Raw genomic sequence first — 14,060 nt, forward strand, 5'->3', positions numbered from 1 at the left:
TGACTACTTCTCCTTCATAAGTTGGCTTTTGCATCTTTCTGGCCAAATTTCTTCTACTGGGACACCTATACATTCACTGACTATTTTTTCTCCTTTAGACCAATGTCGCTCCAAGACGTTGTATAAAGTTCTTTCGTGTAGTCCTGCCTGTCTTGATAACTCTGAAAGCGTTGTTCCTTGCTTCCTAATAGCGGCAAGGATATCTGCTCGATGCCAATTTTGTTCAGTAGTGGAAAGTGGAGCGGTTTTCTGCGAATCTATCAGATCATTATCACTCATTATGAACTCTCATTACTTATTTCGGGTGTATTTTTGATCATAAAAATGGATTAGTCAATCTGAAATATGTATTTTGATTGTTTATTTGGATTTTTTAGTTCTCGTTACCTAACTATGGATACTTGAAATGAAACCAGCGGTGCCTTCAAAGGAACTATCCCCATTCACCAAGCGGCTTAAGAGCAAATTGCCTGCTGGTTCCATGCGGGCGTTTGCGAAAAAGGCCGATATAGGGTACACAACACTGCACAACTACCTTTCAGGCCTTAGTAGTCCAACGTTAGATAACTTAGTACTATTGGCCCGTGCGTTAGATGTCACTATAGAGTGGTTGGCAACAGGTAAGGAAGCCTCGGTCTCACATGTAGTTGCTAATGATGACAAAGAACTCACTAGGGCAGTACAAATTCCATTTGTGGAACACGAAGGTTACCTTTTGTTGGATCAGAATCTTTTGCAAGATAGATACGACACAAACGATCTTGCGGCTCTGCAAGTAACTACTGATGTAATGGAGCCTACTTTTAGAGCTGGTGCTGTGCTCATCATTGATATGAGCGTAAAGCAATTGAAAGAAAACCAACTTGTAGTGCTGAAGAGGGGGGACAACTATTTGTTCAAGCGAGTTCAAGTGGTTGCTCAAGGATACAATCTGCTGAGTGATAATAAAAAATATCCAGTTTTGTTCTTGGCTGATTCTGAGCTTTATTTATTTGAAGTATTAGGTTGTATTCATCTCATTATTAGTGGTGCTTAGCTGAAGATATATTTTTGAAAATGTTGAGTATTTTATAATCAAGGGGAAACGAAAAAATGGCACATAAATATAAGTCACCCAATTATTAGGCGTATTTCATTAAGATAATTAACTGCTGAGAGTTTATTTTATCAAGTAAAAAATACATGTCATCCAAGTATTAATTATCTATTGAAAAATTGATAGTAGTTCAACGCTTACTCTTCCATTTGTTCGTATGAAAAACTGTAAGGAGGATGTTTTTCATCAACATCCTCCCATGATAATTTATAGTAATGATTGGATCTCTAAAGCGTGTAATCTATTTTTTTTGACTGAACTCTTAATTAACTCTCTGTTTGATATTACTAATTTATTTTTTTCTGTGTTGAGCTTAATATATTTTGAAAAGTTTCTCTTAAGATATACTGCACTATCTCTTGAAAACCCCATCATCTGCAAATGCCATACAGTTTGGTCATTTGATCCAAATTCTATAAACTGTGACCAGTTTGCCCCTGGATTACCATGCAATACATGAGTCAAAAGCTGACAATAGTGAGATATGTAATTTTGCAACTGGTATCCTACCCGTAATTCGATATCCTTAATTGTATCATTAACTACTATTGTTATGTGTGAAGGGTCACTACTGTCGAAAGGGACAAGGGCATTTTTTATTCTTATTTCTTTGTTCTTTTTATAAGCAATTGCCCCGGCGATTATTTCTTGAAGGCTATTACCATGCATCCATTGTAAGAGAATAACTGCATAGTAAGGGATTGAATTAGAATAGAGGCGGTTTTGACCTGTGGAAAATTTATCAATCTGATATATAGAAAATATTTTATTTAATTTTGATACTATTTCTTCATAAGTTGGCTGCCAAGACAGTTTCAACTGTGTTGGGGTCATTCTTTTGATTTCATTGAACGCATTGTGTTGAGAGTCAATGGCTATATGGCTATTTGCCAATAGAATACTTAGAGGTATGCGTATGTTTTTTGTGCTATTTCTTGCACTTAATATTATGTCGGTATTACCGCTATTTTGAAAGTAACTCATGAGAGGGAGATTTTTATCACTCTTCTCTCTTATTGTATCTATCCTAAGCATGTCTCCTAACGTTCTAAGGAATTCTGCATTTTTGATATTGGCTGTTTCACCTGTATTGATTATTCCATTTAATTCATTTAGCCTTTTACTATCTTCAATGTAGAAGCTTGGTATTAATGAAATATCATTTTTATTGGAAAGTAGAATATTATCAACTGCCTTTTTATTCCATAGCTTGCTATCATCTCTAATGCAGAAAATATCGCCTGCTAATTCCATTGCTAACCGACCAGCTCTTCCTGCTAAATTCCAAAAGTCGACTGACTCTAAAGGACTGAGGCCTTTTTTATGAGTTAAAATGAATACAGATCTTGCAGGTAAATTAACACCTTCGAGAAGGGTTGAGGTGCAAAATAGATAGTCAATATTACCAATTTTAAAATGATGCTCAATTAAATCTCTAATTGATTGTGGCAAGTTACCAAAATGAAATGCCACACCATAATTAATGGCTTCGGCGAGCTCATAGTTGTCATGAACAAATTCTCTGATTTGTGCGACTATTTCTGCATTTTTAGGTTTAAAGCTACCTTTATGACGTTTAAGATATTTTATGAATTCTCTAGTGCGTTCAAGAGTATTATCAATACCACCGCAGTATATGATCTTGCTTTTTCCATAGTTTAATTTATAAATTAAATCATTTGCATTGTTATAATTATCAGGAATGTTTTTGATACACTCAAGTTTAAACTTTTGAGTGTTTACATAAAAAAACTCTTTAATTAATAAATCAATAAAGTATAGATTTTGAGCGGTAGCACCTTCAGTGCTTCTATAAGATATGGATTTTTTTCTATTGAAAAGAGTATTGAAAATATCAGGGTTTGATAAATTTGGTGAGGAGAAAAATAACTTTGTGTCAGGGTTTGAATTAAGTGTTTGTTCAATTGCTGAATAGGTTACAAGGCTTCTTGAATCATTTTTTGTTGTGAGTTTTTGTGCCTCATCAACAAATAGATAGTCAATCTTTATTTCTGGTGACGAACTTATGATGCTGACTAATCTCTCAGGAGTAAGAATAAAGATATAGCCTTTATTATTATCATTGCTAATCATGTATGAGGTTGTTATTACTTCATACTGATCACCATAGAATGAGCTTTTTATTTCGCTTTTTAATTTTAAAGCATTTTGACTTATCAGTGCTCTTGTTGGGACGATTAACGCTATGTTTTTATTATTATATTCGGCTACTATTTCTTTAATGAAAGCATTTATAACAAAAGATTTACCCATTGAGGTCGGGCCAGCAAAGCTAATTGACGAGCTTTTTTTTAACAATTGGTATAGCTCATATTGCCTATCAGTGAAATATACACCATCAACGTCGGTTTTTTGTATTGATTTCTTTATTATGGAGTCAATTTCTCGATCCAAAGGCAATATAACTCCTCTTGATATTAAATTCTCAGCAGCATAAACACCTAACCTGTTAATTACTGCTGAACCAATAAATTTAAGATACGAGTCATTATTTTTGAATGAAGATACTTTGCTTATAATCTCGAAAGCACATGTTCTATACTCTTCCTTAGGTGAGTGAGATAGTATATCCGCGAAACGTAACGCATGTTCAATTTTCTCACTATTTTCTAAACTGGTTCCATCATGTGAGTCGAATAACTTACTGTCGTATAATTTGCTTATATGTTTGTATAACTCTTTAAAATAAGGGCTCTCGAAAGCATCATCTGCTAGACGAGTCGCTAAATGAATATTTTTTGATTGGGTGGTTTCATTCATAGTATTTACTCGATTGTTAGCATTTCTTGAATTAATTTTTTACGAGTTATATCAATATTAGTAAAAGGAACTATGTATATATGAAATTCGTGGCCAAATAAATTAAGTTTATTAATTTTACGTTGAATAGTGTTGATAACACGTGAGGCATTTTGACTTACGTAGTCATTAACCCATTGTCTAAAATCTTTATTGCTCATTGAAAGCCTAGCATTATCAACAGGCAATTCAAATCCAAGAAATATACCAAAAGACAAATCAAGATCTGGCCCATCGTTCCCTGACGGTAAAAGAATAGATTTTATTTTCTCATAGCCTTCTTCAGATACCATTTCATTCATTACATGGGTGTCAATTAATCCACGTTCGAATTTCAATCCATTAGCTTTAAATTCAGCAATGGAGTCAAAAGCATCTCGAGCACCATCTAAAAGGTCAGCATACATTTTAGACTCTCCAAAAATAAGTTGATAACTATCATTTGTTTCTAATAGATGAATACCATCAGAACCTTTGATGTAATCATTTGCATCAGTTTTCAACTCCATTTTGGACAATAATTTTGGGGCATTTAATCCAGATTCAAGAAACGCATATAACAGTAACTCACCGAGCTCGCCATCATTAGATGCAAACTTGCGAAACTTTTTTACAGCCTCAATATATGGTTTAGGGCTAAATGATGAGTGACTGTCATTAAATTCTTTCAACCGCCTATTTGAATGAACATATGTAATAATTATCTCTCTTAGTTCATCTACTAATCTATCATAAATGAATTGATTGCTCTCAATATTCAGTACATGTAAATTTATGCTTGATTGCTGTGACGTATGGTTAAAAGGTAATGTTTTAAATAGTTCTAAAAAACTTTTTTTTACTCGTATCGGCAGTAGCATATCCATAATACCTTTTTGTTATCATGGATAAAATTTATCATGCTTAAGACACTTTGTCGATTTTGTACCCATAGTATATATACTGTATAAAAACACAGTCAAGTGCATTTTAAAATCTTTGTATCGAGAAGGGTGTGTTCGTGACATCGATATGAATTTTCACCTTAGATTTCTCTATGTGTTGTAGCACTGGCCCTGCCTAAAGAAACTTCCTCAATCTTCCTCTAAATTTTGATGTTAATCCGGTTTGTCCGATTTTTAGGGCTTTGCAATGATACAAAATCAACACAACCCGTTTTACAAACTAACCATTCCTCAGGGCGATTGTATGCATTGGCTCGGTATCCGCCAAGTAAGTAGGCTATAACTCAACTACTTTAGAATGTCAGTTATCAGGTGCCTAAGGAGCTGATACTGCGGTGCAGTGATCGTAGAATTTTATCGTAAATCACATAAGTTAATGATAGATTGATTTTTGTACTGAATCTTTTTTTTGATTGTTGGGGCAACCTAGTGAGACAAAGCCGACACGGGGGGCTTTTGGGGTCATAGTTTGTGACATAGCTCAATCCAAAATAGAAACGGGCGGATTTTACACTTGGGCAACGGGAAATTACACCGTTATATGTTGGCGGCGTAAACAAAAACGGCCCAGATTGATGACAAAGCCAGACGGGCGCATGCAGCGCCCCAACGTAACGTTGCCAGCAGCAGTCTCGACCCTGGCAGTATAGGCCGTTTTGATGGCGATCTATAACCAGCCGGAACGCTTGAGTTTTTGGTACAGGAAGAAGCAACCGGCGACCGTGACGCCCAACGTGGTGTGGTAAGCCCAGGGGAACTTCAATTCGGGCATATCGGCGAAGTTCATGCCGTAGAGGCTGAAGATCACCGTTGGAATGGCCAGGATCGCCCCCCAGCCTGCCAATCGCTTAACCACTTCGTTTTGCTTGACGGTCACCAAAGCCAGATTGACGTGCATGGCGTTGGTCAGCATTTCGCGCATATCGTCTAGCGTGCTGGCGACCTGCCGGGTATGGTCCTGCACGTCGCGAACGTAGGCCCGCAGTTCTTTGGGGATCACATCTTCATGCAGATGGATCAGTTGGTTGCAGATCTCATCCATCGGCAGGGCGGCATTCCGCAGGCCGAGCAGGTGGCGGCGCAGGCTGTAGACGTTTTCGATGGCGGTTTCGTCAAACTCCGACCTGAACATGTTGGACTCGATGTCTTCGATCATCGTTTCGAACTTGCCGACGATATGGCGATAGTTGTCGACGATAAAATCCAATACCGAATACAGCGCAAAGCCAGGCCCATGGCACAACTGCTTGGGATTTTCCTCTGCCTTGGCGCGGATAGGGGCATAGCTGGAGGAAGCACCGTGGCGCACGCTGATCAGGAAGTTTTTACCAACGAAAAAGTGGGTCTCACCGTATTCGACTTCTTCTTTCATCCACTGTGCGGTTTTCACCACGATGAACAGCGAGTCACCGTAGGTTTCTATTTTCGGCCGTTGATGGGCACATAAGGCGTCTTCGATCGCCAGATCGTGCAGGCCGAATTCCTCCTGGATCTTGCGCATAAACGCGTCTTCCGGTTGCCACAAGCCCAGCCAGATAAAGGTGTCCGGCTCCTTGACCACTTCACTGATATCCTCAATCGTCACGTCGGTCAGCCGTTTTCCGGCCTTGTACGCCACGCAGTTGATTACCATTGCTTGGGTTTCCATCGCGTTACCTGTCAGTCTGTGAGGGTTTTGGTGAAGAAATAGCGTTCATGCTCTACCGGCGCATTGTGCAATGTCATTTGCAACTGGTAACCCTGTTTTTCGTAGAATGGCCGAGCCTGGAAACTGAAAGTATCTACACGCGCAAATTTGCAGCCATCCGCTATTGCCTGCTGTTCTGCTTTCTTGATGAGCTTACTGCCTACACCTTCGCCGCGTAATGTCTCAGAAACCCACAACAGATCGATGCTTAACCAACTGCCTACGGTACTGCCGGTTAACCCAGCGAGTTTATTACCCTGATCATCCAGGACAAAAACCCCGATGTTTTTGTTCAGGATATCGCCGACAAATTGGTGGTTGAAAGTCTTCAAATGATTGCGAATCTCTTCGGTATCTTCTGGCTGTAGTGCGTCTGTTACGGTGATTTTCATTGTGCCTCCTGGATGGTTCAACTAACTTAAGCACAGCAAAGGAAAAATGCAACATATTGAAATTTAGGTGAGTTTAAGATCGGCGGCGGTAAGCACTTGGTCAGAATTCATTAATAAAATGCGTTTTACCGTATCATCACTCAGGGGATGCGGGTCCGCATATACTGAGTGATATCCTTTGGGAAAGCTTGCAACGGTAATTTCCTGCAGGATCCGCTGCTCTACCTGGCTTACGCCGCCTTCCAGCATTTCCATTGCATGGATCACTATGTCATGACGCAAATGGCGGCGCTTAAGCTGATTGAGAAAGCCAGGGAAAAACTCTGGTACCAGATTATACAGGCAGTATTCGGCAATAAAAAACTGGCCGACCAGCAGCCGTTGAGTGCTGAAAGGGCCAACTCTAGAGGCGGTCTTCTGAGTATCGAGGCTTTTCAGGGTCAGATGGTTTCTGCGTACCTGTAAATAAAACAATGACATGCTTTTGCGTCCCTGCGTTGTAAGAAGTGCCCCATCTGGGACACCTTGGCAATCAAGTGAGTGGGATCATCACCGCGTGCTGGTAAGCAGGGCGTGCGCACAGCCGTTGATACCAGCGTTCCATATGCGGGCTAGGCTGGCGTTCGATCGGCATGGAAAACCAGGCGTAAACAAAGCTGCCGAGCGGTATATCGCCGATGCCGAACTCTTGGCCTGAGAGGTAGGGCTGCTCAGCCAATGTGCGTTCGATGATCGCAAAGTGTTGCTCCAGTTCAGCAATGCCAGCCTCAATCAGCGCCATATCACGCTTTTCGGGCGGAGTGCGAACCATGCCCCAGAACACGTTGCGGAAGGGGGCGGTGATGGTTGAGGTGTTCCAGTCCATCCATTTCTCTGCCGCAGCACGAGCCTGGAGATCCTGCGGGTAGAATGGCGTCTGGCCGAACTTGGCCGCCAGATAACGCACAATGGTATTGGATTCCCACAGCACGAAATCCCCATCTTGCAACAGCGGCACCAGGCCGTTGGGATTAAGCGAACGATAGGGCTCTTCGTTAACCTTACCGTAGGCACCTCCGGCGTTGATATGGGTGTAATTTAGCCCTAACTCTGCGGCACACCAGCGCACCTTTTTGACGTTTGTAGAATTCTCACGGCCCCAAATGGTCAGCACAAAGCACCTCCTCATCGACGGATAAAAGTAACCCTCATACCTACGCTACAAAGCCGTTTTTGTCACCTTGAAATCAGCGTTCCCAGTGGCAGACTTCCCAACCGTGCTTTTCTGCCAGCGCGCCAAGATCGCTATTCGGGTTGATAACGGTGGCGCTGTCGACGTATTCCAGCATGGCTTTATCGTTAATGGAGTCGCTATAGCCGTGGCTATGGGCAAATTGCAGTTCAGGGTGTTGCTGTAACCACTGTTGCAGGCGGATGACCTTACCCTGCTGATAGGTCATGGTGCCGTAGGTATTGCCGGTAAAACGGCCTTCTGCCACTTCGACACCGATAGCCAGCGCGCCATCGGCTCCCAGTTGTTCGGCGATGGGGGCAACCAGGTGTTCACCGGTTGCTGAAATCACCAGAATGCAGTCGCCCCGCTCGCGATGCCATTGCATGCGTTCGCGTGCCGCGGGGTAGACGCGAGGCAGGATATCTCGACGAATATAGCGCTGCACCCAACCGTCGACGGTCTGGGTACTCAGGCCCGCCAGCGGAACCAACGTTGCCTGCATATAATCTTCCATCGACAGTTGTCCCTGATAATAGGATTGCATCAACAGCTGTTCTTGGCGTTCCAATTCTGCCGGAGCGAACCCTTCGGCCACCAGCCAGCGAACCCACAGGCTGGCGCTGTCATCATCAATCAGGGTTTCATCCAGGTCGAACAGGGCTAAATCCATCAATATTTCTCCGGCAATGAATGCTGCGGCTACAGGATAACGGATACTCGCGGCGTCGAGCCAGTTGCCACGGTGAAATGCGCAGAGCATAAGTAACTTTGATGACAGTGCGGCGACGGTTTGTTGAAAGTTTGCATAACCTGGCACATAGCCTGATTTCCAACCAATTTCTCTGCGGTAACGTACAGTTATGTAAAAATGCAGAAAAATCAGCCTAAACCCTGCAAAAATAAGAGCAATCTAATAAACTCACAACGAGGGCACTTTCGGTGCCGCGTTGGCCCAAATGGGAGCCGCTGGGTATTTCGCGGTTGGCAGCGCGGCCTGGTGCCACTCTCGCTGGTTGGCTGAAAACGTGAACATGTTTGAAAGTTAACGCTATTTCAATGGTTTGAATGGACACTCTGGCGACGTCATGATGAAAAATAACCGTTCTACTCCTCTTGGTAAATTGGCCCTCAGCGTAGGTGTCATGTTGTTGGTTGTGCCTACCGTACAGGCAGCAGAGGCTCCGGCCGCACCGCAGGTCGATGCGAAAGCCTATGTATTGATGGATTACAACAGCGGCAAGATCCTGGCAGAAGGCAATGCGGATACACGCCTGGATCCCGCGAGCCTGACTAAAATCATGTCCAGCTATGTGATTGGCCAGGCGATGAAGGCCGGTAAAATCAAACCGGACGATCTGGTCACCGTGGGCAAAGATGCCTGGGCAACCGGCAACCCGGTGCTGCGGGGTTCTTCTTTGATGTTTATCAAACCCGGCGATCAGGTGCCGGTATCGGAACTCAATAAAGGCATCGTCATCCAGTCAGGTAACGACGCCAGCATCGCCTTGGCGGATTTCGTAGCGGGTAGCCAGGATTCGTTCGTTGGCTTGATGAACAATTACGGCAAGTCCCTCGGCCTGCAAAATACCCACTTCCTGACCGTGCATGGTCTGGATGCCGAAGGGCAGTACAGCACCGCACGTGATATGGCGTTGCTGAGCCAGGCGCTGATCCGCGACGTGCCCGATGAGTACGCGTTGCATAAAGAAAAAGAGTTCACCTTCAACAAGATCCGCCAGATAAACCGTAACCGCCTGCTGTGGAGCACCAACCTGAACGTGGATGGTATCAAAACCGGTTACACCGGCGGGGCCGGGCATAACCTGGTCGCCTCGGCCACCGATGGCCCAATGCGCCTGATTTCGGTGGTGCTAGGGGCTCCGAGTGACCGTGTGCGCTTTAGCGAAAGCGAGAAGTTGCTGACCTGGGGCTTCCGTTTCTATGAAACCGCAACGCCGATCAAGGCCGATAAAGCCTTTGTAACGCAGAAAGTGTGGTTTGGCGACGTGGGCGAGGTGCCGTTGGGCGTGGCGAAGGATGCCGCCGTCACTATTCCCAAAGGGCAGATGAAAAACCTGAAGGCCAGCTACAAGCTTAACCAACCGACGCTGGAAGCGCCGCTGGCGAAAAATCAGGTGGTAGGCACCATCGATTTCCAACTGGATGGCAAAACTATCGATCAGCACCCGCTGGTGGTGATGCAGGAAGTGAAGGAAGGGAACTTCTTTAGCCGCATGTGGGACTTTGTGATGATGAAGCTGACCCAGTGGTTTGGCGGTATTTTCGGCTAATCTTTGTTTGATAAGGGGCCAACAGTGGCCCCTTCTGCCAGATCAATTACACGCTACAACCTTGATGGCCAACCCGCCCTGAGATGTCTCGCGGTATTTGGAGTTCATGTCCTTGCCGGTTTCGTACATGGTCTCGATCACCTTATCCAGGCACACACGCGGCTCGCTGGTGCGACGCAGTGCCATACGTGCGGCATTGACTGCCTTTACGGCAGAAATCGCGTTACGTTCGATACAAGGCACCTGAACCTGTCCTGCCAGTGGATCACAGGTCAGCCCCAGATGGTGCTCCATGGCAATCTCTGCGGCGATACAAACCTGCGCCGGGCTGCCGCCCATCAGCTCCGCCAGACCCGCTGCCGCCATTGAGCAGGCCACGCCGACTTCCCCTTGGCAGCCCACTTCGGCACCGGAGATTGAAGCATTCATCTTGTACAATGTGCCTATCACACCGGCAGTCAGGAAGTAACGGCTGTAGGAGTTGGTGTTCACCGGGCGGATAAACTGGTCGTAATATGCCAGCACCGCTGGAATGATACCGCAGGCACCGTTGGTGGGCGCCGTCACCACCCGGCCACCCGCAGCGTTCTCTTCGTTAACCGCAAACGCGAACATATTGATCCAATCCACTACGTTCATCGGGTCGATATTGTTCTTGTCACCGGTGACCAGAATGCGGCGCAGGGCGGCAGCACGGCGTTGTACCTTCATTGGGCCAGGGAGCAACCCTTCGGTATTCATACCGCGTTCGATACCTGCACGCATCACCTGCCAGACGTCGGCAAAATGCGCTTCGATCTCTTCTTTGCTGCGCAATGCCAGTTCGTTCTGCATCACCAACCCGGAAAGCGAAAGCCCGGTATCTTTGCAGTGCTGCTGCAAATCCACTGCGGAGCGATAAGGGTAGGGGACTGCGACGCTATTGTTGGCCGATTGACCGAAGTTTTCTTCATCAACGATAAATCCGCCGCCGATGGAGTAATAGGTTTTGCTGTGCAGTAACCGATCGCCAGCATAGGCGCTGATCGACATGCCGTTTTCGTGCAGCGGCAGGTTAGTGCTATGGAAGTTCATGCCACCAAGCTGTGGAAAATCGACCTCGTGCTCACCCTTTGCCAACAACAGGCGGCCACGCTGTTCTACATCACGAATAAAGCCGGCGATGCTGTCGATGTCCACATCATGGGGCAGATTACCCGCCAGGCCCATAATAATCGCGATGTCGGTATGGTGCCCTTTACCCGTCAGTGACAGTGAGCCGTAGACGTCAACCGCCACCCGCGTTGTATCGTGGAGTTGCCCGGCAGCCTGCAAATCATCAATAAACTGTTTACCGGCTTTCATCGGGCCGACGGTGTGGGAACTGGAAGGGCCGATGCCAATTTTGAAAATATCGAAAACGCTGACCATAGTCTCGCTTCCTTCTTGAAGTTAATTCCCTCAGCCTGCCGTTTAGGGGGCATATGGGTCATGCTTGAGTTCGCGGCGGGGTAGGAGGGGAGATTCGAGATAGCCGGTGCCATAAGGCACCGGCTGAGCGCTATTAACCGAACAGTGTGTACAGGATGGCAGAGATGGCAATCAGGCCCATCACGACCACAAATACGTTGCTGATGTGGCCGCTGTACTTGCGCATGGCAGGCACTTTACGGATCGCATACATCGGCATCAGGAACAGCAGCATCGCGATGATTGGGCCACCCAGGTTCTCGATCATGCCCAGAATGCTTGGGTTCAGCGTGGCAACGATCCAGGTGGTCACCAGCATGAAGATGGCAGTGATGCGGTTCAGCTTGTGGGTGGTAATGGTCTTGCCACGGCTTCTCATCGATTTGGCAATCATGCCGTTAAAGCCTTCACGAGCGCCGAGGTAGTGGCCCAGGAAGGATTTGGTGATGGCGATAAAGGCGATGACTGGTGCGATGTACTCGATAACCGGGTTGTTAAAGTGGTTAGCCAGGTAAGACAGGATGGAGATGTTTTGCGCTTTGGCTTCGGCCAGATCCGCCGGGGACAGGCTCAGCACGCAGCTGAAAACAAAGAACATCACGGTCAGCACCATCATGATGTGTGCGTAGCCCAGGATGCGGGAACATTTCTTCTCAGCGTCCACGCCGTACTCTTCGCGTTTTGCTACAGCAAAGGCGGAGATGATCGGTGAGTGGTTGAACGAGAACACCATAACCGGGATTGCCAGCCACAGGGTGATCACCAGGCCGTGGCCCAGGCTGCCGCCAGAACCGGCCAGTGAGACGTTTTCGAAGATGGCACTGCTCCAGTTAGGGATCAGATAAAGCGCCAGCAGCATCAGCACCCCAACAAACGGGAATACCAGGATACTCATGGTCTTCACGATCGCCTGCTCACCGAAACGCACGATGCCCATCAGGCCAACGATCAGGATCAGCGACAGGATGGCGCGTGGTGGCGAGGCCATACCCAACTGGTGGGTGATGAAGCTGTCCACGGTGTTGGTGATCGCAACGCTATAAACCAGCAGGATTGGGTAAATGGCGAAGAAGTAGAGCAGGGTGATCAGTTTACCTGCGCTGATACCAAAGTGTTCTTCTACCACTTCGGTGATGTCTTCACCTGGGTTTTTGCCGGACAAAACGAAACGGCACAGGCCACGGTGGGCGAAGAAGGTCATCGGGAAGGCGATGATGGCCATGATGATCAGCGGGATCAAACCACCGATACCGGCGTTGATTGGCAAGAACAAGACGCCAGCGCCGATGGCAGTGCCGTAGAGGCCCAACATCCACATGGTATCTGATTTACGCCAGGCCGTGCTGGAACCTGAGGCTGCAGAGGCGATAGTGCCGGTCTGTGTAGTGTCCATAAATATCTCCGAGGTGAACACGATAATTTAAAATAAAAAGAAAAACTTAAGTTTAAAATCCGCTGGTGAAATAAGTTGCTATCCCGCCAGTGGTAAAATCAGTTGTTACAACTAGAGGTTGAATTACGCCTCTGAATTGTTTACCAGGCTAATGATGTTGCTAACCTGTCCAAATGGTTTCTGCTGTTAACGGGGTCAACGCCGATGTTTCTGTCGGAGGAGCAACTGCCCACCGATTTTGTTGGCGGCAAGATAACGATTTACAGCAGAAACAACCGTGATCTTGCTCCCAAATGCGTGATGTGTGCGGTTAAAGGCTGTTATTGTAAATTTTCATGCAAATGTTACGCGTTTGTGCAAAACATCATGCTGCAACCGCTCTCACTAATCCCACAACCTTTATCCGGTTTGTATGATGTTTAACCGGATAAAAACCTGTCTTGTGTGGCAGGGCGAGCAATATATTTTATGTGCTGGTTTGGATCTAGCGAAAATGCCGGATTAAGCTATTTTAGTGATTTAGATCACGTTTGGTTATTGTGAGGGGAAAACTTATCTTATTGTTTTTAAACTTATTTAATGATTTTGATTGTTTCTGTGGCTAGAAACGGATGACCGTAATAAGACGATCTTAATCATCATATGAATAAGGATAAATCCTGATAATTTGATTAAAAATAGCTGATAATTTTTAAACAAAAGTCAGCATAATGAGGCTAGTGGAGGTAAGGAGCCATTTTATCCGGGGGAGATTTGATGCAAATTACTGCAATAA

Annotated in this window: 12 protein-coding genes; 2 read left to right on the plus strand and 10 right to left on the minus strand. The window is 45.6% G+C overall.

Going from position 1 to position 14,060, the window contains the following annotated elements; translation table 11 throughout:
• Positions 1-3: 3 nt before the first annotated feature.
• On the minus strand, positions 4-279 hold the full coding sequence (locus tag KGP16_RS09405) for a helix-turn-helix transcriptional regulator (RefSeq protein ID WP_223501233.1): 276 nt from the start codon (positions 277-279) through the stop codon (positions 4-6).
• Positions 280-406: 127 nt separating this feature from the next.
• Between KGP16_RS09405 and KGP16_RS09410 the strand changes: the two genes are divergently transcribed.
• Positions 407-1,036 (plus strand): S24 family peptidase, encoded by a 630-nt coding sequence (locus KGP16_RS09410; RefSeq protein WP_223501234.1) that lies wholly within the window; start codon positions 407-409, stop codon positions 1,034-1,036.
• A 267-nt stretch (positions 1,037-1,303) separates the two neighbouring features.
• On the opposite strand, the gene KGP16_RS09415 is transcribed toward KGP16_RS09410, so the two are convergent.
• The 7 genes from KGP16_RS09415 to KGP16_RS09445 all read right to left on the minus strand — a co-directional run bounded on the left by KGP16_RS09415 (position 1,304) and on the right by KGP16_RS09445 (position 8,822).
• Entirely contained in the window at positions 1,304-3,877 is a 2,574-nt protein-coding gene (locus KGP16_RS09415) for a DEAD/DEAH box helicase (RefSeq protein WP_223501236.1), read from the minus strand.
• A gap of 5 nt (positions 3,878-3,882) precedes the next feature.
• Complete coding sequence (locus tag KGP16_RS09420; RefSeq protein ID WP_223501237.1) at positions 3,883-4,782, minus strand: DUF1837 domain-containing protein; 900 nt, start codon at positions 4,780-4,782, stop codon at positions 3,883-3,885.
• Positions 4,783-5,527: 745 nt separating this feature from the next.
• Positions 5,528-6,508 (minus strand): magnesium and cobalt transport protein CorA, encoded by a 981-nt coding sequence (locus KGP16_RS09425; protein ID WP_021179961.1) that lies wholly within the window; start codon positions 6,506-6,508, stop codon positions 5,528-5,530.
• Between the two features lie 11 nt (positions 6,509-6,519).
• Positions 6,520-6,939 carry a GNAT family N-acetyltransferase gene (locus tag KGP16_RS09430; protein ID WP_121606432.1) on the minus strand — a complete coding sequence of 140 codons (420 nt, stop codon included), beginning with the start codon at positions 6,937-6,939 and terminating at the stop codon, positions 6,520-6,522.
• Positions 6,940-7,002: 63 nt separating this feature from the next.
• Positions 7,003-7,419: a YjaA family stress response protein gene (locus KGP16_RS09435; RefSeq protein WP_094982887.1), complete on the minus strand. Its 417-nt coding sequence runs from the start codon at positions 7,417-7,419 to the stop codon at positions 7,003-7,005.
• A 52-nt stretch (positions 7,420-7,471) separates the two neighbouring features.
• Complete coding sequence (locus KGP16_RS09440) at positions 7,472-8,092, minus strand: glutathione S-transferase family protein (protein WP_223499202.1); 621 nt, start codon at positions 8,090-8,092, stop codon at positions 7,472-7,474.
• A gap of 73 nt (positions 8,093-8,165) precedes the next feature.
• Entirely contained in the window at positions 8,166-8,822 is a 657-nt protein-coding gene (locus KGP16_RS09445; RefSeq protein ID WP_223501238.1) for an HAD family phosphatase, read from the minus strand.
• Positions 8,823-9,237: 415 nt separating this feature from the next.
• Between KGP16_RS09445 and KGP16_RS09450 the strand changes: the two genes are divergently transcribed.
• Positions 9,238-10,443: a serine hydrolase gene (locus KGP16_RS09450; protein WP_037375034.1), complete on the plus strand. Its 1,206-nt coding sequence runs from the start codon at positions 9,238-9,240 to the stop codon at positions 10,441-10,443.
• 42 nt (positions 10,444-10,485) lie between these two features.
• Here the strand turns inward: KGP16_RS09450 and KGP16_RS09455 are convergent, their stop codons facing one another.
• Together KGP16_RS09455 and KGP16_RS09460 are read right to left on the minus strand one after the other, a co-directional pair.
• Entirely contained in the window at positions 10,486-11,853 is a 1,368-nt protein-coding gene (locus tag KGP16_RS09455; RefSeq protein ID WP_094982883.1) for an L-serine ammonia-lyase, read from the minus strand.
• Between the two features lie 133 nt (positions 11,854-11,986).
• Complete coding sequence (locus KGP16_RS09460; protein WP_021179954.1) at positions 11,987-13,285, minus strand: HAAAP family serine/threonine permease; 1,299 nt, start codon at positions 13,283-13,285, stop codon at positions 11,987-11,989.
• Between the last annotated feature and the right edge of the window lie 775 nt (positions 13,286-14,060).

The sequence above is a fragment of the Serratia sp. JSRIV006 genome (assembly GCF_019968685.1).
Taxonomy (GTDB): domain Bacteria; phylum Pseudomonadota; class Gammaproteobacteria; order Enterobacterales; family Enterobacteriaceae; genus Chania; species Chania fonticola_B.